Origin of the sequence: Aestuariispira ectoiniformans (genome assembly GCF_025136295.1) — a bacterium.
Classification (GTDB): Bacteria; Pseudomonadota; Alphaproteobacteria; order UBA8366; family Aestuariispiraceae; genus Aestuariispira_A; species Aestuariispira_A ectoiniformans.
On sequence record NZ_CP062788.1, the window covers coordinates 2502311 to 2524486 of the forward strand.

Consider the following 22176-nt stretch of genomic DNA (forward strand, 5'->3'; position numbering starts at 1 on the left):
GGTTCCCCGGTCCCTCCGGCAACGGTCACGACCATGATTCCATTCATTTTTTATCGCCTGATGAGTTTGGTGGCGACGGTCCTCGTAGCATCCATTGTGGTCTTCCTGGTCCTCGAAGTGCTGCCTGGCGATCCGGCGCAGGTCATGCTGGGTGTGAATGCCCAGCCCGATACGCTTGCGGCATTGCGCACGGAACTGGGGCTCGATCAGCCCCTGATGCAGCGCTATATCTCGTGGATATCGGGCTTTTTCGTTGGTGATTTCGGTAACAGCTATACCTATGGCGTGCCCGTGGCGGAACTGGTGGCGGATCGTGTTGTCGTAAGCCTGCCGCTGGCGATCATGGCGATTGTCCTGTCGACGGTGCTTGCTATTCCGCTTGGCGTGTATTCAGCCTCAAAACATGGCAAGGCCCCTGACGCGGCCGTGATGGGCCTCGCCCAGATTGGTGTGGCGGTGCCGAATTTCTGGTTGGGGCTTTTGTTTATCCTGCTGTTTGCCGTTGAATGGAAGCTGCTTCCCGCCGGTGGTTTTGCCGGTTGGGATGCGGGCGTCTGGCCTGCGGTGAAATCCCTGTTGCTGCCGGCGGTATCGCTTGCCTTGCCGCAGGCGGCCATTCTGGCGCGTGTGACACGATCCTCGGTGTTGGAAACCCTGACAGAGGACTACCTTCGTACGGCGCGTGCCAAAGGTCTGAACCGGCGAACAGCCCTGTGGCGTCATGCGGTGCGTAATGCCCTGATTCCGGTTGTGACCATTATGGGGCTGCAGTTTTCCTTCCTGCTGGCCGGGACGATTATCATCGAAAGCGTTTTCACCCTGCCGGGGCTTGGCCGTCTGATCTTCCAGGCCATCGCCCAACGGGACCTGATTGTTGTGGAGACCGTGATTGTCCTTCTGGCCGTCAGTGTGATCCTGGTGAATTTCATTGTGGACCTGACGTACGGATTGCTTGATCCGCGTTTGCGGGGAGGCGCTCATGGCCATTAAGTCGCTCATGGAAGTGCTGGGCAAGGGGCTCCACAATCGCTCCTTCCTGCTTGGTGCGCTGATAACGCTGGTATTGGTCGTCATGGCGATTTTGTCCGTCGCCTGGACGCCATATTCCGTGGCGAAGATGGATATCGCGCATAAATTGGCCGCGCCCGGATGGGATCACTGGCTGGGGACCGACCACTACGGGCGGGATATTCTGTCCATGATCATGGCGGGTGCCCAGAACTCTATCCTGGTTTCCATTGTGGCGGTGGGGATCGGCCTTGGTCTTGGCGTGCCACTAGGGACGATGGCGGCAGCCAAGGGCGGTTGGGTCGACGACCTCGTCATGCGTTTCAACGATTTCGCCTTTGCCTTTCCTGCCTTGCTGACGGCTGTGATGATCACGGCGTTGGCCGGGCCCGGTGCTGTGAATGCCATTATTGCCATCGGGATTTTCAATATCCCGGTGTTCGCAAGGCTCAGCCGTGGTGCTGCATTGCCGGTATGGAAGCGCGATTATGTGATGGCCGCCCGCGTGGCCGGCAAAGGCGGGGTGTCGATCACGATCGACCATATCCTGCCCAATATCGCTGGCGTGATGATCGTGCAGGTAACTATTCAGTTCGCCCTCGCCATTCTGGCAGAGGCGGGGCTTTCCTATCTGGGGCTGGGCGCACAACCGCCACAAGCTAGCTGGGGGCGTATGCTGAACGAGGCGCAGACGATGATTTATTTTGCGCCGCAACTGGCGATTATGCCGGGCGTTGCGATTACCTTGTCCGTCTTGGGGCTGAACATGATGGGGGATGGCCTTCGGGACATTCTGGACCCACGTTTGCGGCGGGAGCGATAGGATATGGCAGATAAGCTTCTCGATATCCGCAACCTGAAGCTCTCCATCCCGTTGGGCGGCGGGGAGTTGAAGATCCTGGATGATGTTTCCTTTTCATTGGAACCCGGTGAAACTGCCAGTTTCGTAGGCGAGTCCGGCTGCGGGAAGTCCATGACGGTGATGGCGGTCATGGGGCTTTTGCCGGATGCCATGCAGGCCAGCGGGGAAATTCTCTTCAAAGGGCAAAACCTTCTGTCCCTGACGGAAGAAGAAATGTGTGCCATTCGTGGCAGGCATATCGGCATGATTTTTCAGGAGCCGATGACGGCCCTGAACCCGGTTATGACGATCGGGCAGCAGATCGCGGAAGGAATGCTCCTGCATCTCAACATATCGAAGGCAGAGGCGGGGCAACGCGCGGCGAAACTGTTGGATCGTGTTGGTCTGCCAAAACCGCGTTTCTCGCCAGACCTCTACCCCCATCAGCTTTCCGGTGGTCAGCGCCAGCGCGTGGTCATCGCCATGGCTCTTGCCTGCGAACCGGAACTTCTGATCGCGGATGAGCCGACAACAGCACTGGATGTGACGGTGCAGGCACAAATTCTGGACCTGATTATGGATGTGGCCGAGGAAAAGAATATGGGGCTTATCATGATCACCCATGACCTCGGCGTCGTGGCTGAGACCACTGAACAGGTGATGGTCATGTATGCGGGGCAGGTGGTTGAGCAGGGTTTGACAGACAATGTCTTCCATACAATGGCCCATCCCTATACGCGGGCGCTTTTCGCGGCATCACCGCATACGGTTGCCCTGCAAAGCACGGCATCGCGGCCTTATCTGCCCGCCATTGCAGGGATGGTGCCGGAACCGGGAAATCGTCCGCCGGGTTGCGCCTTTGCCACGCGTTGCGACCGTCACAGCCTGGAATGTGACAGCAAGCCATGCATGGACACCGTGGGGGATGGTCATCAGGTCGCCTGCTATCATCCACATATCCGGGAGGAGGCATTGTCATGACAACGGGACCGCTTCTGGAAGTTAAATCGGTTGTGCGGGATTACGACCTGCCGCGGGAGGGTCTGTTCAAACCGCGCGACAAGTTCCGCGCATTGCACGGTATTGATCTGTCAGTGGATGCGGGGCGCAGCCTCGGCATTGTCGGTGAGTCCGGCTGTGGGAAATCCACGCTGGCGAAGGCCATTCTGGCCTTGGAGGCTCCGACGGAAGGCACGGTAATACTGCGCGGACAGGATATCTATTCCCTGCCTGCCAAAGAGCTCAAGGCGATGCGCCGCCATCTCCAGATTATTTTCCAGGACCCTTATGGGTCGCTGGACCCGCGTCACAAGGTGGACTGGATCATTTCCGAACCTCTGGAGCAGATGCGCCCGAGGGTCGGTCGCGCAGAAAGGCGCCGGATGGTGTTGGAGGTCCTGGAGGCGGTTGGGTTACCCGCGTCGGCGGCGGACAAATATCCACATGAATTCTCCGGCGGGCAACGTCAGCGTATTGCAATCGCCAGGTCCCTGATCACGCGGCCCGATGTGATCGTCGCCGATGAACCCGTCTCCGCGCTTGATGTTTCTGTCCAGGCACAGGTGTTGAACCTGATGAACGACCTGCAGGCGGAACTGGGCCTGACCTATCTGTTTATCAGCCATGACTTGAGCGTTGTGCGCTGTGTGACCGACGATGTGGTGGTTATGTACCTGGGCCGCGTTGTTGAACAAGGCCCGACGGCGGAGGTCTTCACTGACCCTCATCATCCCTATACCAAGGCGCTGCTGGATGCGGTTCCTCATCCGGACCCAAGCCGACGGGGGCTTCGCCGTCGGCGCGCCAAACAGGAAGAGCCTGTTGTCGAAGCATCGGGCACCGGCTGCCCCTATGCGCCGCGTTGCCCGCATGTGCAGGATCGCTGTCGTGTGGAACAGCCGGTCCTTAGAGATATTTCAGCCAATCGCAAAGCGGCCTGCCATTTTGCGTGAGATTAAGTCTGTGGGAAGGAAAGAACATGTTTGACCCATTACATCTGATCGACGGTGAGTGGTGTGCTGAAGAAGGCGTAGCGCCCATTCAGGTGTTGAACCCCAGTGATGGTCAGCCGCTTTTGGAAATTGCCCGTGGTGGACAGGCCAGCGTCGACAAGGCGGTTGCCGCGGCGCAAAACGCCCTCGATGGTGACTGGGGGCAACTGGACGCTGCGGAGCGCGGCAGCCTCATGTTCCGGTTAAGCGCGCTTGTTCTGGATCACGCTGACAAGCTGGCCGAATTGGAAGCCCTGGATGTTGGCAAGCCACTGAAACAGGCCAAGGCCGATGCGATCGCCTGTGCCCGTTATTTCGAATTTTACGGTGGGGCGGCGGACAAGCTGCACGGGCAAACCATTCCCTACAAGAATGGATATACCGTGATGACGGTGCGTGAACCCCATGGTGTTACCGCGCATATCATTCCCTGGAACTATCCGATGCAGATCATCGGGCGCAGTGTGGGTGCGGCACTTGCCATGGGTAATGCCTGTGTGGTGAAACCGGGCGAGGATGCATCTCAGACGGCGCTTTATATCGGCAAATTGGCTTTGGAGGCCGGTTTCCCGAAAGGGGCCCTGAATATTGTAACGGGCTTTGGCGGCGAGGCCGGGGCGGCGCTGTCGTCGCATCCGGGCGTGCGCCATATCTCTTTCACCGGCTCCACCGAAGTTGGCCGTCTGATCCAGAAGGCCGGGGCGGAAAACACCATTCCCGTCACGCTGGAACTGGGAGGGAAATCACCTCAGCTCGTCTTTGCTGATGCCGACATTGATGCTGCTCTACCGTTTCTGGTCAATGCCTCAATCCAGAACGCGGGCCAGACCTGTTCTGCAGGCAGCCGACTTCTGATCCAGGACAGCATCTATGATGAAGTCGTCGGACGAATTGCCGACGCCTTCAACGCCCTGCAGGTTGGTCCGGCCTTGCAGGACCTGAATGTCGGCCCGGTAATCAATGCCAAGCAGTGCGACCGCGTCAAAGGCTTCATTGCCGATGCGAAGGCCAGCGGTTTACCGGTTCTGGGCGAGGGTAAGATTGTCAGCGATGCGCCGGATGGCGGTTTCTATGTGGCCCCGACATTCTTTGGCGAGGTGTCGCCGGACCATCGACTGGCGCAGGAAGAGGTATTCGGCCCCGTGCTGGCGGCGATCCGCTTCAAGGACGAGGCGGATGCCCTGCGTATTGCCAATGGCACCAAATACGGGTTGGTGGCAGGTGTCTGGACGCGCGATGGCGCCCGCCAGATGCGTCTCGCACGTAAGCTCGAGGCAGGGCAGGTATTCGTGAATAACTATGGTGCCGGCGGCGGTGTGGAACTGCCGTTCGGTGGTATGAAGGGTAGTGGTCATGGCCGGGAGAAAGGGTTTGAAGCGCTCTATGGCTTCTCGACCTCGAAAACCATTGCCGTGAACCATAACTGATAGGGGAAGAGCTATGCGTCTCGAAAACAAGATTGCCGTCGTAACCGGGGCCGCCTCCGGTTTCGGTGAAGGGATTGCCCGCCGTTTCGTGGCCGAAGGGGCAAAGGTTGTTATCGCCGATCTCAACGGCGAGGCGGCCGAAAAGGTCGCCGCCGATATTGGCGAGAATGCGATTGCCGTGGTTGCCGACGTCAGTAAAGGCGATGACGTAACCGCGATGATTGATGCAGCCTGCGAGAAATGGGGTGGCATCGACATCCTGGTCAATAATGCCGGCTATTCCCATCGCAACCGCCCGATGCTGGAGGTTACGGAAGACGAGTTTGACCGCATTTTTGATGTGAATGTGAAATCCATCTATCTGGGCGCGCAGGCGTCCGTGCCGAAATTTCGGGAACGTGGGGCCGGGGTAATCTTGAACGTGGCGTCTACGGCCGGCGTCCGGCCGCGCCCGGGCCTGACCTGGTATAATGGGTCCAAAGGGGCGGCGATCACGCTGACCAAATCCATGGCTGTGGAGCTGGCGCCGGAGAAAATCCGGGTTGTTGCGATTAACCCCGTGGCAGGTGAAACCGGCATGCTGCACCTGTTCATGGGCGAGGATACGCCTGAAAAGCGGGCCCAGTTCAAGTCTTCCATTCCGCTTGGCCGGTTGAGTACGCCGACGGATATTGCCAATGCCGCCCTGTTCCTGTGTTCGGACGAGGCGGAATTCCTGACCGGCGTCTGCATGGAAGTCGACGGCGGGCGTTGCATCTAGGAAATGTTTCGGTTCCCCCGGTCCACGATGGCCGGGGGAACAGTTTTTAGTGTTAGGCGCTCAGTTGCATATGGAGCAGGGGATAAGGCTTTCCAGTGCTATCCTTTTCTGAGCGGCCAATGACGTCAAAACCGATATGCCGGTAGAAATCCACGCCCTGTCGGTTTTGTTCGTTCACGTCTACCTTCGTCGCCTGAAGGGACGTTCTGGCAAAATTGAAGAGTGCCTTGCCGACGCCTTGCCCGCGACGGCTGGCGTCTATGAACAGCATTTCGATATTGCCCTCGACCACGGCAACAAAGCCAAGGATTTCACCGTCGTCATTGCGTGCGCAATAGGGGCCGACAGCCTCCAGCCATTCATTCAGCAAGCCATTTCTGAAAAAGGCAATATCCTCTTCGGTTAGAAAGTCATGGGTCGCGCGAACGGAGCCTTCCCACAGGTCAACGAGCGCCGGGAAATCGCCCGGTACGGCTTTCTCAATCGTAATCATTACGGTGTCACTTTTTTGTTGTTTTGCGGGCTTTTTCCGCCTGGATCAGGGTCTTGAGAGTACGGGAGCGGAATTCCCGGCGATACATGACCAGGACAATCCACACACCTGCCAACGCCATCAACAGCGGGTGCAGGAACCAGGTAAGGGCGGCCAGCCCGAAATAATAGGTTCTGATCCCCTGATTATAGCTTTTGACCGCCAGAGACCCCAGCGAGGCGAGAGCTTCCGGGATTTCACTGAACTCCTCCTCCGATGCATTCAACGGCGCGGCACCCAGCAGGGTGGCCGTATAGTTGAACTGTCTGAGTGACCAGGCAAACTTGAAAAAGGCGTGAATGAAGATCGTGCTTAGAATCAGAAGCTTGATCTCCCACATCGCCTTGCTGGTTTCCTGAACGAAGGCAAGATCGCTGGCAAGGCCACGGACTTTTTCCAAAGACCCGAGAATGGCCACGGACCCACCCAGTATCAGGACGGAAATGGATGCGAAGAGGGCGACATTTCGCATGGTGAGACCAAGAATCTGCGCGTCCACTACACGGTTTTCCCGTTCCAGCATACGATGCATCCAGGCCGCGCGATGATCATGCATGATCGTAATCAGCGTTGGGGACTTGGTGTAGTTATCGGCAAAAATCGTATAGCCGACCCAGCTTGCAAAGAAGATTGCAACCCCGATGTAGTCGTAAAGCGTGGCGTCAGCCATGGTAACCTCAATCCAATGTTACCTCCACTATAACCCATTGACTGCAAGGGAAAAAGAACAGCTTTCCTGTTCAAAATCGTCACAATTGATTATGGCGATCTGACGATTGTGAACACAATTTATGAGAAAGTTAATATTGAGTATCACTTTTATTTGCACTATCCTCCGCCGGAAATAGGGTATGAATTTCAATGGATATAGCCATGTGGGGTCACAGAATTGGGGCAGTCGCCTGTGCCGCGGCAGTGCTGTTTTATGCATCGGTCGGCGTTGCCGCGGAGGGTGGTGCAGTCAGCATTGAGCTCAACAAAGCGGAAACGCGCGGTAATCAGTGCAACATGTATTTCATGCTGCAGAACAACAGCGGCCAAGCCTTTCAAAGCTACAAGCTGGATCTCGTTGTCTTCGATGCCGATGGGGTGATCGCCAGACAATTGATGGTTGAGACCGCACCTCTGGCAGCCGGGAAGACGGTCGTCAAAGCCTTCCCGGTCAAGGATATGCCCTGTAAGGAGATCAGCCAGCTTTTACTAAATGATGTGCCACAGTGTTCGGGCAGTGACGGCGCGCAGAAAAGCTGTACCGCCATAACGACTGTTTCGACACGGACGCAAATCAAATTCATTAAATAACGGGCGGAAGCCAATCCGCTGTTTTGGCCGGAAGGGAAAAGACATGTTGGAAAGTCTGATGAGCGGCGAACTGGCCGACACGTTGAGCCGCGGCGGCGTGGTTGTCACTGTGTTGATTGTTCTGTCTGTTGTGGTTCTGGCGATTGTCTTGCGCAAGGTCCTTCAGTTTTCGCGTTTGCGGGTCTGGCGTGGCAATGCGGGCAAGGCGGAACCGGTTGCGCTGGTCGTGCGCTCCGGTCAGGAAATTCTGCGCTGCTCACCGAACCGGGAAGACCTTTGCCGCGAAGAGATGGAATGTGTCGCCCGCCAGCAAATAGATCGGCTGGAAAGTGGTTTGGGGATTATCGGTGCAATTGCTGTATTGAGCCCGCTGCTGGGCCTTTTGGGCACAGTGATGGGGATGATTGAGGCCTTTCAGCGCTTGGAAGGGGCTGGTAGCCGTGTGGACCCGGCGGTGTTGTCCGGCGGTATCTGGGAGGCCTTGCTGACCACGGCGGCGGGGCTGATTGTCGCCATTCCGGCGACGGCGCTGCACGCCTGGCTGAAATCTGTGATCAAGCGCAATACGCGGGCCATGGAGGATAGCGCAACAGCCTTGCTGACACGCCGCCAACCTGCGGCAGATATCGACGATATCGGCTTTGTTGCAGCGCAGGCAGCCGAATAGTCATGAACCTCTCTTCCCGAGACGAGGGCACGGTTGTGATCAGCCTGACGCCGTTGGTCGATGTGGTCTTCATCCTGCTGGTGTTCTTCATGCTTGCATCCAGTTTTGTCGAATGGCGGTCGATTGATGCACAGACACAGGCGGCGCAAGGGCGGTCTAACGGCCTGGTCGGCACCGTGCTGGCGGATTTGAAGCCGGATGGTGACGTTGTTGTGGGGGGGCGGTCTATGCCACCCTCGATGGCCTTGCAGTATATTGACGACCTTCATGGGGATCGGCCGGAGCTGAAGGTATTGCTCCGCCCGGCAGATGGCGTGGCCCTGCAGGTTGCAGTCGATTTCGCCGAAAGCCTCAAAGCCAAGGGGCTTGCCGATGTCAGTTTCAAACCGATGGGCGTTGCACAATGAGGCTGCACGGATCAGACGATGACGACGGGACGGCACCGGAAAATACGCTGCCGTTGATCAATATCGTTTTTCTTCTGCTGACATTTTTCATGGTCGCGGGCGCGTTGGAACGCACGGACCTGTTCAATGTTTCCCCTCCCGCGTCGAACAGCGAACAGGCCGCACCCGATGGCGGGCCTTTGCTCCTGATCGGTGCCGACGGGACGCTGGCCTTGAATGACCAGACGATCGGGGAAGAGGGCGTGGGTAAAGCCGTGCTAGGGGAAAGCAAACTGGTGCGGATCAAGGCGGATGCGGCATCCGATGCGGCCTTTGTTGTGCGGTTGATGGAAAAGTTGCGTCAGGCCGGCGTTGAGAAAGTCAGTCTGATTACGATGGAGCGTTGACGGTGGCTGTTCTGACCCAAACGGACCGCCCGTTTATTGATTGGGGCCTGGGAATTGCCGTGGCTGTGATCGCTCATGGCGCAGTTTACTGGTGGATGAATTCAACTGATATCCCGGCGACGGCACTGGGGGTAGGCGTCAATGGCATTGAAATCTCGTTAAGTAGCGCAGGCGGCACTGCCGGAAGCCTTGCGGCCGCTATTGAACCGCAAGCGGTGACTGCGGAGGTGGTGAAACCGGAAACCCCGCAGGAAGTCGAGACCGTTGAGGTGGAAGAAGTTTCTGCCCGAATGGAAACGATTGAGCCTGTTGTGGAGGACGTGGAGGCGATAGAGACGCCAAGCGTGACAGAGGTTGCAGCAGTTCTGCAGCCCAAACCGGTTGCGAAGCCCGTGGAGCCCGCGCAGGCGCCGCATGTCCAGGAGACTGCGCAGACAGCCTCACAACAAAAGACACAGGCCGATAGCGAAAGGCCGGTCAAGGATGACGTGGCGCAGGTGGACGGATCACGAGGGCAGGGAGATGCTGGTGTGGCGTCGAATGTCGGCGCGGGGACAAATGGCCAGTCGTCTGGTGGAGGGATACCGGGTGAGGTGCGCGACTACTACGCGTCGCTTCAGGCGTTGCTGGAACGGCAGAAGAAATACCCCCGCCGAGCCAAACGCCGGGGAATCGAAGGCGTTGTGACTCTCTGGTTCCAGATGAACCGCCGTGGCGAGGTTTTGGACTACAGAATTCAGGAAAGCTCTGGCAATCGTGTGCTGGACAAGGCAATAGAACGGCTCATCGAAAATGCGTCTCCCCTGCCACCTTTCCCGGATCAGATGACGGAGGAAGAGGTAAGTCTCGTCGTTCCTTTCCGGTTCTATTTCAAATAGATAATCGATAAATTGTAAGTTATGTTGTCAATAACGACAACATGATTGACAAAAACATTGATCAGGAACGGATCGGGGCGTTGCTGAGCCTGCCTCGCCGGAAGTCGCGGGGCGGCGCGCCGAATTGCTTTGTGAAGGCGCGGCTGAAAGTGGCGGCGGATGAAAAGCCCGTTCGTGCCGCGATTTCAGCCATCGACTGGCTGGTCTCTGCGATCAGGCTCCGGGCTGTCTTCAGGCGGATATAGAGATAGTATCGGCCCGGCGGAATGCCAATTTCTTTGGTGAAAGCACGGTCCAGCGTTCGCGCCGATGTGTTTACCCGGCGGGCGATTTCATCTGTCGCAACCGGTTCCTCGATGTTCTTTTCCATTTCCTCAAGTGCTGCCACCACAAGAGGGGCACGCGCGGCAAAGGGCGCAAAGCGCGCGCCACGTTGAGACATATGCTCCTGACCATGAGATTCATAGATGAAGAGGTTCATCACATCGAGGGCGAGGGCCTCACCCTGATCCTGTCGCACCTGGCTTAACATAAGATCAAGCGCGCTGGTCGCGCCGCCGCAGGTGATCCGGTTGCGGTCGATGACAAAGCGATCAAGCGAAAGCGTAATATCCGAAAAGGCCTCTTCGAAGAGCGTCAATTCCTGCCAGTGGATCGTGGCCTCATATCCATCAAGCAGGCCGGCCGCGGCCAACAGCCATGCGCCGGTATCCAATCCGCCGATGACCTTGGCGGATCGGGCCGCAGTCCGAATTGCGCCAAGCGTCTTCCGGTCGCAGTAATGCTTGTAGTTATATCCCGAGACAACAAACAGGATGTCTTCATTTGTCAGTTCGGAAAGGGATTGAGACGGCTGGATTGTAATGCCGCTGGACGATTGAACCGGCTGTCCGTCCAAGGACACCAGTTGATGCCGGTAAAGCTGTGCCTCTGCGTAGTTGTTGGCCGCGCGAAGGGGTTCCACTGCGCAGGCGAGGCACATGTTACTGAAACCATCGAACAGAAGGTAGGAAACACGAGTCTGTGAGTTTGGCGACATTCGCGATATATATGTCTGAATATGCAAAAAGTAAATTGATGATTTTGTTACAGTGGCGGCTGGACAGGAACTCATTTTGAAAGAGGCAAGACGTGAACTGGGAAGTATTTATCACCAGCGCAGTGACCGGCTCCGGCGATACCGTAAGCAAAAGCGACAAGGTGCCCGTAACGCCCAAGGAAATTGCAGATGCGGCGATTGAGTCCGCCAAGGCTGGTGCGGCGATTGCACATATTCACGTGCGTGACCCTGAAACCGGTGCGCCCTCCCGTGATCCGAAGCTTTTTGCCGAAGTCGTGGAGCGTATCCGCGAAAGTGATACGGACGTCATCATCAACCTGACTGCCGGTATGGGGGGCGATATCATTCTGGGTGGTGTGGAAAATCCGCTGCCGCTGAATGAGGCGGGAACCGATATGGCTGGTGCGACCGAACGTGTCCAGCATGTACGCGAATTGCTGCCGGAGATCTGCACGCTTGATTGCGGCACCATGAACTTCTCCCACGGCGATTACATCATGACGAATACGCCGGGCATGCTGCGCGAAATGGCGCGTCAGATGACGGCTTTGGGCGTGCGTCCGGAAATCGAGGTTTTCGATACCGGCCACCTGGTGATGGCGAAGGATCTGGTCAAGGAAGGCCTGATCGAGGACCCGGTGATGATTCAGCTTTGCACGGGCATTCCCTATGGTGCGCCGGATGATCCGCTGACCCTGATGTCGCTGGTCAAGGCCATGCCGGAAAACTGGACTTTCTCTGCTTTCTCCATCGGGCGGATGCAGATGCCGATGGTGGCCATGGCGGCCTATGCCGGTGGTAACGTCCGCGTTGGTCTGGAAGACAATATCTTCCTGAAAAAAGGCGTGTTGGCCAGCAATGGCGATCTGGTTGAACGCGCCGCCGGCATCCTGGAAGGGATGGGGGCCAAAGTGATCGGCCCGGATCAGGTTCGTGAAAAACTGCGCCTGACAAAACGCGGCTGACCGCAGCCGGGGATCGGGCCAGAGAACACCCGACCATACCAAAAATAGGAGACCTATCCCGGCCTGATGTGCAGGAGGCCGGCAAGGCCGGGATATGCTCTGAAACAGTGAGAGGACATCACGGATATGAACGCTATAGGACGTTTGATCCTGCAGCGATTGGCGATGGGGCTGGGGACGCTTTTTGTTGTATCGGGTATAATCTTTTTCGCCGTAGAGCTTCTGCCAGGTGATCTGGCGCAGGAAATCCTGGGGCAGGCCGCGACCAAGGAAACGGTTGCCGCTTTCCGCAAGGAAGCCGGTCTCGACCGCCCGGTCATGGAACGTTACGTGGATTGGGTCAGCGGTGTCGCGACGGGCGACTTCGGCAAATCGCTTGCCAATGGCCGCGAGATTTCGGACCTGATCGGCACACGCCTTTACAACACATTGTTCCTGGCGGGTATGGCGGCCATTATTGCGGTTCCTCTGTCACTGACCCTGGGATTGCTTAGTGCGCTATACCGTAACAGTTGGTTCGACCGATTGGCCAACGTATCCACATTGGCCTCCATATCATTCCCGGAATTCTTTATTGCCTATATTCTGATTTTCTTCTTTTCCGTTAAATACGGCCTGTTCCCATCCATCGCGAATGTCGCGCCTGAAACGCATGTCGGGGAGGCGATCTATAAGCTGACCCTGCCGGCGCTGACCCTGACGCTGGTCGTGGTTGCGCATATGATGCGGATGACGCGGGCCAGTATCATCAACCTGCTCGCCAGCCCCTACATCGAAATGGCGCGGCTGAAGGGGATGAAGCCATGGCGGATTATCGTCATGCACGCCCTTCCCAATGCCCTGGCCCCCATCATCAACGTTGTGGCCCTGAACCTGGCCTATCTGGTGGTCGGCGTGGTCGTTGTTGAAGTTGTCTTTGTCTATCCCGGTCTGGGGCAATTGCTTGTAGATTCCGTTGCCAAACGGGATGTGACCGTCGTCCAGGCCTGCAGCCTTGTGTTTGCGGCCACCTATATCCTGCTCAATCTGACGGCTGATGTGTTGTCCATCGTGACAAACCCGCGCCTGATCCACCAGCGATAGGAGGGCGTGATGAATACAGCACTTGTTTCCACCTGGAAGACCCTGCGCACGGCACCGATTACCGGCTGGGTTGGCCTTGCAATTATTGTGACCTATCTGATCGCGATGGTCTTCGCGCCCGTGATTGCGCCTTATGGCGAAACCGAGATTGTATCCTCCCAGTTTGAACCCTGGGGAGATGTCTATCTTCTCGGCACGGACAATCTGGGACGCGACCTGTTCTCGCGTTTGATCTATGGCGCACGCAACACTGTCGGTGTTGCGCTGGTTACGACAATTATTGCCTTCCTGCTGGGGGGCGTTACCGGACTGCTGGCCGCCACCGTGCAGGGGTGGACCGATCATATCCTCAGCCGGGTCGTCGATGTGTTGATGGCAATTCCGCAGCTCATCTTTGCATTGCTGTTCCTGACCATTGTCGGTTCGTCGACGACGTCGGTCATTATTGTGATCGCCGTCCTGGACTCGACCCGTGTTTTCCGTCTGGCGCGTGCCGTGGCGATGAACGTGGTGGTGATGGACTATGTGGAGGCAGCCCGTATGCGAGGGGAAGGGCTGTGGTGGCTGGTCCGCCGCGAGGTTCTCCCCAACACGATGGCGCCGCTCATTGCCGAATTCGGCCTGCGCTTTTGCTTTGTATTTCTTTTCATCTCCGCACTTTCCTTCCTTGGCCTTGGTATCCAGCCGCCGACGGCGGACTGGGGCGGGATGGTGCGTGATATCGCGACGCTGATGACCTTCGGGGATGTGACCCCGCTGTTGCCTGCTGCTGCCATCGCGATTCTGACGGTGGGCGTGAATTTCGTGGTCGACTGGATGCTGCACAAATCCAGCGGGTTGAAGGAGTAGGCTCATGGAAAAGAATGATACCGATATCCTGCTGGAAATCCGCGACCTGCAAATCGAAGGGCTGGCGAATGACGGCTGGCAGGGGATTGTGCATGGTGTCGATCTGACGCTTCGTCGTGGTGAGGTTATGGGCCTGATTGGTGAGTCCGGTGCGGGTAAATCCACAATCGGTCTGGCTGCCATGGGCTTTACCCGTGGCGGCTGCCGCATTTCAGGTGGTTCTGTTTGTTTCGACGGCATTGAGCTGACAACGGTCAGTGAGGAGACGCGCCGTGCCCTGCGCGGTGCGCGGATTGCCTATGTTGCGCAGTCGGCCGCCGCCTCCTTCAATCCAGCTCATCGGCTGATTGACCAATATGCCGAAATGCCGGTACAGCATGGCGTTGCCAGCAAGGCGGAGGCCTATGAAGATGCCAAGGAACTGTATGATCGCCTTCGTTTGCCCAATCCCGACGAGATTGGTTTCCGCTATCCGCATCAGGTAAGCGGCGGCCAGTTGCAGCGGGCCATGACCGCCATGGCAATGTCCTGCCGTCCGGATCTGATCATCTTCGACGAGCCGACCACGGCGCTGGACGTGACCACGCAGGTGAATGTTCTGGCGGCTATCCGTGATGTGGTGGAACAGTTCAATACAGCGGCCATTTACATCACCCATGACCTGGCCGTCGTGGCCCAGATGGCGGACCGGATCAAGGTCCTGCGCTATGGCCGAACGGTTGAAGATGCCGATACCCGAACGATGTTGAATGCGCCCAAAGAGGATTACACCAAATCTCTCTGGGCTGTTCGAAGCTTTCAGAAACATCACAAGGCACCGGTTGTTTCGGATGAAACGCCGGTTATCGAGGTCTCCGGCATTGACGCCGCTTATGGCGATAACAAGATTCTGGATGATGTTTCCTTCAAGATTCATCGGGGCAAGACGGTGGCGGTCGTGGGGGAATCCGGTTCCGGGAAATCGACAACCGCCCGTGTGATCACGGGTCTTCTTCCGCCACTCAAGGGAACTATCCTGAACCACGGGGAGGTGCTGCCGGCCTCTTTTAGGCAGCGTAACCGTGAGCAGCTTCGCCACGTCCAGATGATCTACCAGATGGCGGATACGGCCCTGAATCCGAAACAGCGTATTCGCGAGATCATCGGCCGGCCCCTGGAATTCTATCTCGGCCTGAAGGGGGCAAAAAAAGAAGAACGTATTCGCCAATTACTGACCCAGATCGAACTCGACCCGGACACCTTCATCGACCGCTTTCCGGGGGAGCTTTCCGGTGGCCAGAAACAGCGCGTCAGCATTGCCAGGGCGCTTGCGGCGGAACCTGATTTCATTATCTGCGATGAGGTGACATCCGCGCTCGATCAGGTCGTGGCGGAGGGCATCCTGAAACTGCTGGACCGCCTCCAGGAGGAATTGGGGCTGGCCTATATGTTCATTACCCATGATCTGGCGACTGTGCGGGCCATTGCCGACGATGTTGTTGTCATGAACAAGGGACGCGTTGTCGAAAGTGGTCCGGTGGAGGAAATCTTCGCGCCGCCCCATCACGAATATACCGAATTGCTGTTGGCCTCTGTTCCGGAAATGGACCCGGACTGGTTGGACCGGCGGCTTGCGGAAGGCGGGACGTCCATGGCTGCCGACTGACCGGCAGGCCCCGCCTCATAAAGTTTGTACAGGGATTATTTGAAATGAAAGGAATGTCAGGGATGTTTGAGATCAATCGTCGCCAATTGCTGGCTGGAACTGCCGCGGCTTCGCTCGCGCTTGGTACCGGGCTCGGGTTTGCGCCCAAGGCACAGGCCGCCGAACCCAAAAAAGGCGGGCACTTCCGTCTGGCACTGTCCGGTGGTGCCACGGCAGACTCCATGGACCCGGCGACCTATGCCGCCGGTCCGGTTGTTTTCGCCGCATTGGCAATTTGCAACAACCTGACAGAGGTTGACGAGAACGGGAATGCCATTCCGGAACTGGCGGAAAGCTGGGAAGCCTCCGGCGATGCCAAGACCTGGACGTTTAAGCTGCGCCAAGGCATCAAATTTCACAACGGCAAGGTGATGACGTCCGAAGATGTGATTGCCTCCTTTAACCATCACCGCGGCAAGGACAGCAAGTCCGGTGCGAAATCCCTGCTGGCCGGTATCAAGGATATCCGCGCCGACGGCGACAGCGCCGTTGTCTTTGAACTGGCTGAAGGCAATGCGGACTTCCCGTTTGTCCCGGCGGACTATCACCTGGAAATCTTCCCGTCTGCAGACGGCAAGATCGATTGGAAATCGGGCATCGGCACCGGCGGTTACATGCTGGAAAGCTTTGAACCGGGCGTGCGGACTGTCCTGAAACGCAATCCGGATTATTGGAAACAGGGCCGGGCGAATTTCGATACGGTTGAAATTCTGACGATCAATGACCCGGCGGCCCGCGTCAGCGCCCTGATGACGGGTGGCGTCGATGCGGTGAACAGCCTCGACCTGAAGACGGTTCACCTGCTGAAGCGCAACAAGAATATTGTCGTCGAGGAAGTCACGGGCACATCGCATTACACCCTGCCGATGTTTGCGGACACCGCACCGTTCAACGACAACAACGTCCGCATGGCGTTGAAACACGCGATTGACCGTGAACAACTGGTTGAGACCATCCTGCGTGGTCATGGCCGTCCGGGCAACGACAGCCCGATCACTCCGGCAAACCGCTATTTCAATACCGACCTGCCGCAGCGCGCCTATGATGCGGACAAGGCCAAATACTATCTGAAACAGGCAGGCATGAGTGACCTCAAGGTTGATCTGCATACATCCGACGCCGCATTCTCCGGTGCGGTTGATACGGCTGTTCTGTTCCGTGAAAGTGCGGCCAAGGCTGGCATCGACATCAATGTGGTTCGCGAACCGGCAGACGGCTACTGGTCCAATGTCTGGCTGAAAAAAGCCTTCTGCATGAGCTATTGGAACGGTCGTCCGACCGAAGACTGGATGTTCTCGCTGGTCTATGCCGGTGGCGCCGACTGGAACGACGGCCATTGGAACAACGAGCGTTTCAACAAATTGCTGGTCGAGGCGCGCGCTGAACTGGACGAAGCCAAGCGCAAGGCCATGTATTTCGAAATGCAGGAACTGGTCTATAACGACGGCAGCACCATCATTCCGATGTATGCTAACTATGTCGATGGCCGTTCTGCGAAAATCGCGCGTGGCAACCTGGCGTCCAACCGCTTCCTGGATGGTTGGAAGTGCATTGAACGCTGGTGGATGGCGTAACGGAGCCCAAGGTCCCGACCGGCGCAGGGTGCTCCCCTTTGCGCCGGTCGCCTGACCCGGGAGCAGATTTTATTTTTCCTATTGGCCGGAACCAGTTGGCCGGTTGTTGAAGGAGCTGACAGAATGAGCAATATCACACAAGCAGCAGCGATCGGCGGTGGCGTAATCGGTGGCGGCTGGATCGCGCGCCTGATCCTGAACGGTATCAACGTGAAAGTCTTTGATCCGGCGCCGGGTGCCGAACGCAAGGTCGGCGAGATGCTGGCCAATGCGGAACGCGCCTATGGTAAGCTGACCAACGCGCCACTGCCCAAGCCCGGCAAGCTGGAATATACCGCTACTCTGGAAGAGGCGGTTAAAGACGCGCAGTTCATCCAGGAAAGCGCCCCGGAGCGTATGGAGCTCAAGCAGTCGATCCTGAATGAGATCGACCAATATGCGCCCGCAGATGCATTGATCTGTTCATCGACCTCGGGGCTGATGCCGACGGAATTACAGAAGGGTATGACCCATCCGGATCGCATGATGGTGGGCCATCCTTTCAACCCGGTTTATCTGTTGCCGCTGGTGGAAATCTGTGGGGGTGAAAAAACCTCCGACGAAGCGAAAAAGCGCGCTGCGGCGTTTTACGAATATATCGGTATGAAGCCGCTGGTCCTGCGCAAGGAAATTGATGCCTTTATCGCCGACCGTATCCTTGAGGCCTATTGGCGTGAGGCGCTGTGGCTGGTGAACGACGGCATTGCCACGGTGGAAGAGGTTGACGATGCGATCCGCTATGGTGCGGGCCTGCGTTGGGCGATGATGGGAACCTTCCAGGTTTACCGTATCGCCGGTGGTGAGGCTGGCATGCGCCACTTCATGTCCCAGTTCGGTCCGGCCCTGAAATGGCCCTGGACGAAACTGATGGATGTGCCGGAACTGACCGACGAGTTGCTGGACACCATCGCGGACCAGTCCGACGATCAGGCCAAGGGCGTTTCCATCCGTGATATGGAACGTCAGCGCGATGATGGCCTGGTCTCTGTCATGCAGGCCCTGAAGACGCACGACCTGGCGGCTGGTGAGGTGCTGAAAGGCTATGAGAACAGCCTCTATGCCCGCGCCCATGCCCATGTGGAAGAGGCAGAGGTCGATCTGACCCAGCCGCTGGCCCTTCATGAGGCAACCGTCCGGCCCGACTGGGTGGATTACAACGGTCATATGACCGAACATCGCTATTTGCAGGTGTTTGGCGATGCAACCGACGCTTTCCTGCGTTTCATCGGGATGGACCAGGACTATCTGGCGCGGGATCGTTCCGTCTATACGGTCGAAACCCATATCCGCCATTTGCTGGAAGTGGCCGCTGAACAGCCGCTGTCTGTGACGACGCAGGTACTTGGTCTGGATGAAAAGCGGATTCGTATCCTGCATGTAATGCGCCACAGTGAGACAGGCAATGTCCTGGCGACAGCGGAACATATGCTGATGCATGTGGATACGGCACAAGGCCGGGCTTGTCCGCTGGAAGCGCCGTTGGCGGGCAAGGTTCATCCCATCTGGGAAGCACACAGGTCCCTGGAAAAGCCTGAATTTTCAGGCCGTGGAATCCGGGAACTGACTGCCTAGGTTTTTACCTCTGGCCCCAAACTGGCAAACGGCCGGCACCGTCCGGCCGTTTCTTTTTTTGTTGTGGGGGGTGGCATCTACGGGCCATAGGCTTTAAAAGCCCCCGCAGGCTGGAATTTTGAATTTTCCAATTTTGAGCTATAGTTTTGCAAGAATTCGAAGGATTAGGAACATGACCGGTGAAGAAATCGCCAAGGTAACCAATCACCTGCGCAGAACCTTCAATAACAACCGTATTATGGTTGATCCGCCGAAGAAGGCGAATGCGCCGATCGAAGTTCGTGTTGGCGACGAAGTAATCGGGACGATTGATCGTGACGAAGACGAGGGTGAAGTCGCATACTACTTCACCATGGCGATTCTGGGTGAAGAGATCTAAGTCTCTTTCCATAGGATTGAGAAAAAGCGCGGGGATCATCCCCGCGTTTTTTTGTTTGGATCAGCGCCAGTTCAGGAGCCAGCGTTCGGCGCGGGTCAGCAGGGCCGATACCAGCAAGCCCAGGGCCGACAATACAACCACGCCAGCCAGCAGCTTTGATGTCTGGTAGAGGTTACCCGCCGCCAGGATAAGCGAGCCCACCCCGTATTCCGCGCCAATCATTTCTGCGGCGATCAGCAGGATGATTGCGATTGAGGTGGAAATCCGGAAGCCGGACAGGATTGTCGGCAGGGCGCCGGGGAAGACCACTTTACAGATGATCTGCCAGTTCGACAGGCCAAAGCTTTGCGCCATGCGGATCAGGTTGCGGGGCACGCCGTCAACGCCGCCGTAGGTATTGATCACGGTCGGGAAGAAGACACCGAAGGCGATTGTCGCAACCTTCGACGGTTCGCCAATGCCAAACCAGATGATGAACAGTGGCAACAGGGCGATCTTCGGGATTGGGAAAATGGCCGATACGAAGGCGATCCCCGCCGACCGGACGACAGAGAACATGCCAACGGCAAAACCGACGGCCAGGCCTGCGGTGGTTCCCAGCAGCCACCCATATAACAACCGTTGCAGGGACGCGCTCAGATGGAGCCAGATTTCCCCGGATTCGATCAGTTCCCACAGCGCCTGGGCGATTGAGGCGGGGCTGGGCAGGGCGAGATCGGAAATCCATCCGGTCGAGGAACCTAACTGCCAGACGGCAATCACGATTGCAAAGAAGGCCCAGGCCACGGCCGGAACCATACGCGGGGCAAATCCGGTTGCCCGGAAGGGGACTGGTTGCCGGTTATCATGCATTTTCCAACTCCCGGTCGGCCACCAGGGCCTCATCGCGGATTAGAGACCAGAGGCGTTCTTCAATGGCAAGCAGTTCCGGTGAACGTTTGCCTCTTTCAGCCAGCGGAATGTCGATGGTGACGATGTCCTTGATGACGCCGGGACGGCGGGACAGGGCAACAACCTTGTTGGCGAGATGCACCGCCTCGTTCAGGTTGTGCGTCACATAGACTGCCGTGATACCGTTGCGTGCAAAAAGGTCGGTAAATTCGTCCAGAAGAATTGTCCTGGTCTGGGCGTCCAATGCCGAAAGCGGTTCATCCATCAACAGTACGGCGGGCCGCACGGACAGGGCGCGTGCAATGCCGACACGCTGGCGCATGCCACCGGATAATTGCTTGGGATAGGCCTTACGGAATTCAGCCAGGCCGGTCAGGGTCAGGGCTTCTTCAATGCGTTCGGCTTTTTGTGCTTTGGACAGTTTATGACCTTCCAAAGCAAAGGAGAGGTTGCCCTCCACACTGCGCCAGGGAAGTAATGCGAAATCCTGGAAGACATAGGTCAGGGGGTTAAGGCAGCCCTCGGGCTTTGCTCCGGACAGGAACACCGTACCGTCCGACGGCTGCAGAAGGCCGCCGAGAATAGACAGAAGAGTCGATTTCCCGCAACCGGATGGCCCGATAAGGGCAACAACATCTCCCCGTTCCACGGTAAAGGAGATGTCGTTCAGAACCGCCAGGTCATCATAGCGATGGGTAATGTTTTGAACGTCTAAACGCATGGTTGTTTTTGCCCCTGAAACAGCAATGGCGGCATAATGCCGCCATTCGCCGGTTTTGGTTTTGAACCATTAATTCATGGATGGGACGAAGCGGGGGTCGACAAAGTCGTCGATGGAGACTTTTGCATCCACCAGCTTGTTATCCTGGAACCATTTCAGTTGTGATTTGATGCTGTCCACATCCAGGCGGGCCTGCGGGTCGAAGTACAGTGCGCCGTTCTTGATGCTGACATATGCCTTTTCCGCCGGGCGGTCCTTATAGACATATTTATGCACGATTTTGAGGGTTTCGTCGGTTTTTGCGCCGTAGACGGGCTTGCCCTCCGCATCCCGTTTAAGGAAGGCTTCGGAATAATCCGCGACGCCTTTCTGGTATGCCTTCACGAAACGTTGCACGACATCGCTCTTTTCTGCGGCATTGTCGGTGGAGGTGAACAGTGCACCGCCCTGGTATTCCGCATAATCCGCAACCCACCCGATGATGTTAGCCGCGCCCGCGCCAGCAAGAGGTTTGGCGATATGCGGGACGATGATCATGGAATCGACCTGGTTGGTTTTCAGGGCCGCAATCATATTGGGAACCTTCTGCAGCGGCTTCAGCGATACGTCTTTCAGCGTGAAGCCAGCCTTTTGCGCCACCTGTCCCAGCATGAAATGGAAAGAAGAACCGACCTGCGACATGGCATAGGAATGGTTCGGGAATTTCTCCGGCGCATCGAAGCCTTTGGCAAATGCATCGTTGGACGCAAGGATTGCGGAGCCGTCATAGCCCTTTTTCTCAAAGAACTGGGAGGCAACGACTTTCAGCGCACCTTTTCCCGCCAGGTTAAAGAAGCCACCGGTAAAGGCGGTCACGCCGAAATCAGCGTCGCCTGCCGTTACCGCGACGGCCACCGGCTGTGCAGCGTTGAAAAACTTGAACTCGACATCAATATCCTGGTCTTTGAAATAGCCGTTTTCATAGGCGATGAAGAGTGGTGACGACGAGACGAATGTCAGCGAGGCGACGGTAACTTTGTCTGCGGCCTGGGCTGCACCGGTGGCGACCATGCCACCAACAGCCAATGCAACAGCGGATTTGAGGAATTTGGTAACTTTCATTGTGACCTCCCAATACATCCCCTTCTTCGGTTGTTTCGCCCGAAGTAGGGGATAACCCC

Annotated in this window: 24 protein-coding genes; 18 read left to right on the forward strand and 6 right to left on the reverse strand. The window is 57.1% G+C overall.

What is annotated here, in order from left to right:
* Positions 1–33 precede the first annotated feature (33 nt).
* From IF205_RS11590 to IF205_RS11615, 6 genes are read left to right on the forward strand one after another with little or no spacing between them, the layout of a single operon-like run.
* Positions 34–990, forward strand: coding sequence for an ABC transporter permease (locus tag IF205_RS11590; protein ID WP_259779528.1), 957 nt, complete (start codon positions 34–36; stop codon positions 988–990).
* Positions 980–1831 (forward strand): ABC transporter permease, encoded by an 852-nt coding sequence (locus IF205_RS11595; protein WP_259779529.1) that lies wholly within the window; start codon positions 980–982, stop codon positions 1829–1831. The genes IF205_RS11590 and IF205_RS11595 overlap by 11 nt, the downstream gene beginning before the upstream one ends.
* 3 nt (positions 1832–1834) lie before the next feature.
* Entirely contained in the window at positions 1835–2830 is a 996-nt protein-coding gene (locus IF205_RS11600; RefSeq protein WP_259779530.1) for an ABC transporter ATP-binding protein, read from the forward strand.
* Positions 2827–3801, forward strand: coding sequence for an ABC transporter ATP-binding protein (locus tag IF205_RS11605; protein ID WP_259779531.1), 975 nt, complete (start codon positions 2827–2829; stop codon positions 3799–3801). The genes IF205_RS11600 and IF205_RS11605 overlap by 4 nt, the downstream gene beginning before the upstream one ends.
* 26 nt (positions 3802–3827) lie before the next feature.
* Complete coding sequence (locus IF205_RS11610) at positions 3828–5267, forward strand: aldehyde dehydrogenase family protein (protein ID WP_259779532.1); 1440 nt, start codon at positions 3828–3830, stop codon at positions 5265–5267.
* Positions 5268–5280: 13 nt separating this feature from the next.
* The gene (locus tag IF205_RS11615; RefSeq protein WP_259779533.1) at positions 5281–6027 is read left to right on the forward strand and encodes an SDR family oxidoreductase; all 747 of its coding nucleotides are present in this window, start codon (positions 5281–5283) and stop codon (positions 6025–6027) included.
* A 52-nt stretch (positions 6028–6079) separates the two neighbouring features.
* Here the strand turns inward: IF205_RS11615 and IF205_RS11620 are convergent, their stop codons facing one another.
* Both IF205_RS11620 and IF205_RS11625 read right to left on the reverse strand, forming a co-directional pair.
* Positions 6080–6520: a GNAT family N-acetyltransferase gene (locus tag IF205_RS11620; protein WP_259779534.1), complete on the reverse strand. Its 441-nt coding sequence runs from the start codon at positions 6518–6520 to the stop codon at positions 6080–6082.
* Between the two features lie 7 nt (positions 6521–6527).
* Positions 6528–7229 carry a DUF599 domain-containing protein gene (locus IF205_RS11625; RefSeq protein ID WP_259779535.1) on the reverse strand — a complete coding sequence of 234 codons (702 nt, stop codon included), beginning with the start codon at positions 7227–7229 and terminating at the stop codon, positions 6528–6530.
* Between the two features lie 203 nt (positions 7230–7432).
* On the opposite strand from IF205_RS11625, the gene IF205_RS11630 reads away from it, so the two are divergent.
* From IF205_RS11630 to IF205_RS11650, 5 genes are read left to right on the forward strand one after another with little or no spacing between them, the layout of a single operon-like run.
* Positions 7433–7861 (forward strand): Tat pathway signal sequence domain protein, encoded by a 429-nt coding sequence (locus IF205_RS11630; protein ID WP_259779536.1) that lies wholly within the window; start codon positions 7433–7435, stop codon positions 7859–7861.
* Positions 7862–7904: 43 nt separating this feature from the next.
* Positions 7905–8528 (forward strand): MotA/TolQ/ExbB proton channel family protein, encoded by a 624-nt coding sequence (locus IF205_RS11635; RefSeq protein ID WP_259779537.1) that lies wholly within the window; start codon positions 7905–7907, stop codon positions 8526–8528.
* A gap of 2 nt (positions 8529–8530) precedes the next feature.
* Positions 8531–8935, forward strand: a complete 405-nt coding sequence (locus IF205_RS11640) for an ExbD/TolR family protein (protein WP_259779538.1) — start codon at positions 8531–8533, stop codon at positions 8933–8935.
* Complete coding sequence (locus IF205_RS11645; RefSeq protein WP_259779539.1) at positions 8932–9321, forward strand: ExbD/TolR family protein; 390 nt, start codon at positions 8932–8934, stop codon at positions 9319–9321. The genes IF205_RS11640 and IF205_RS11645 overlap by 4 nt, the downstream gene beginning before the upstream one ends.
* Before the next feature lie 2 nt (positions 9322–9323).
* Complete coding sequence (locus IF205_RS11650; RefSeq protein WP_259779540.1) at positions 9324–10199, forward strand: TonB family protein; 876 nt, start codon at positions 9324–9326, stop codon at positions 10197–10199.
* 61 nt (positions 10200–10260) lie between these two features.
* Here the strand turns inward: IF205_RS11650 and IF205_RS11655 are convergent, their stop codons facing one another.
* Positions 10261–11238 (reverse strand): GlxA family transcriptional regulator, encoded by a 978-nt coding sequence (locus IF205_RS11655; RefSeq protein ID WP_259779541.1) that lies wholly within the window; start codon positions 11236–11238, stop codon positions 10261–10263.
* 92 nt (positions 11239–11330) lie between these two features.
* Here IF205_RS11655 and bcoG point away from each other — a divergent pair, with 92 nt between their 5' ends.
* The 7 genes from bcoG to IF205_RS11690 all read left to right on the forward strand — a co-directional run bounded on the left by bcoG (position 11331) and on the right by IF205_RS11690 (position 19404).
* Positions 11331–12224, forward strand: a complete 894-nt coding sequence (gene bcoG / locus IF205_RS11660; RefSeq protein ID WP_259779542.1) for a 3-dehydrocarnitine:acetyl-CoA trimethylamine transferase BcoG — start codon at positions 11331–11333, stop codon at positions 12222–12224.
* Positions 12225–12350: 126 nt separating this feature from the next.
* Positions 12351–13307: an ABC transporter permease gene (locus IF205_RS11665; protein ID WP_259779543.1), complete on the forward strand. Its 957-nt coding sequence runs from the start codon at positions 12351–12353 to the stop codon at positions 13305–13307.
* A 9-nt stretch (positions 13308–13316) separates the two neighbouring features.
* Positions 13317–14156, forward strand: coding sequence for an ABC transporter permease (locus IF205_RS11670; RefSeq protein ID WP_259779544.1), 840 nt, complete (start codon positions 13317–13319; stop codon positions 14154–14156).
* Positions 14157–14160: 4 nt separating this feature from the next.
* Complete coding sequence (locus IF205_RS11675) at positions 14161–15801, forward strand: ABC transporter ATP-binding protein (RefSeq protein WP_259779545.1); 1641 nt, start codon at positions 14161–14163, stop codon at positions 15799–15801.
* A 62-nt stretch (positions 15802–15863) separates the two neighbouring features.
* Positions 15864–17414, forward strand: a complete 1551-nt coding sequence (locus IF205_RS11680) for an ABC transporter substrate-binding protein (RefSeq protein WP_259779546.1) — start codon at positions 15864–15866, stop codon at positions 17412–17414.
* A 123-nt stretch (positions 17415–17537) separates the two neighbouring features.
* Positions 17538–19025, forward strand: a complete 1488-nt coding sequence (locus IF205_RS11685; RefSeq protein WP_259779547.1) for a carnitine 3-dehydrogenase — start codon at positions 17538–17540, stop codon at positions 19023–19025.
* A gap of 172 nt (positions 19026–19197) precedes the next feature.
* Positions 19198–19404, forward strand: coding sequence for a DUF3126 family protein (locus IF205_RS11690; protein ID WP_259779548.1), 207 nt, complete (start codon positions 19198–19200; stop codon positions 19402–19404).
* A gap of 60 nt (positions 19405–19464) precedes the next feature.
* On the opposite strand, the gene IF205_RS11695 is transcribed toward IF205_RS11690, so the two are convergent.
* From IF205_RS11695 to IF205_RS11705, 3 genes are all read right to left on the reverse strand, one after another.
* Positions 19465–20256, reverse strand: coding sequence for an ABC transporter permease (locus IF205_RS11695; protein WP_259779549.1), 792 nt, complete (start codon positions 20254–20256; stop codon positions 19465–19467).
* Positions 20249–21016 carry an ABC transporter ATP-binding protein gene (locus IF205_RS11700; RefSeq protein WP_259779550.1) on the reverse strand — a complete coding sequence of 256 codons (768 nt, stop codon included), beginning with the start codon at positions 21014–21016 and terminating at the stop codon, positions 20249–20251. Before IF205_RS11700 ends, IF205_RS11695 begins: the two co-directional genes overlap by 8 nt.
* A 69-nt stretch (positions 21017–21085) precedes the next feature.
* The gene (locus tag IF205_RS11705) at positions 21086–22117 is read right to left on the reverse strand and encodes an ABC transporter substrate-binding protein (RefSeq protein ID WP_259779551.1); all 1032 of its coding nucleotides are present in this window, start codon (positions 22115–22117) and stop codon (positions 21086–21088) included.
* Positions 22118–22176 lie beyond the last annotated feature (59 nt).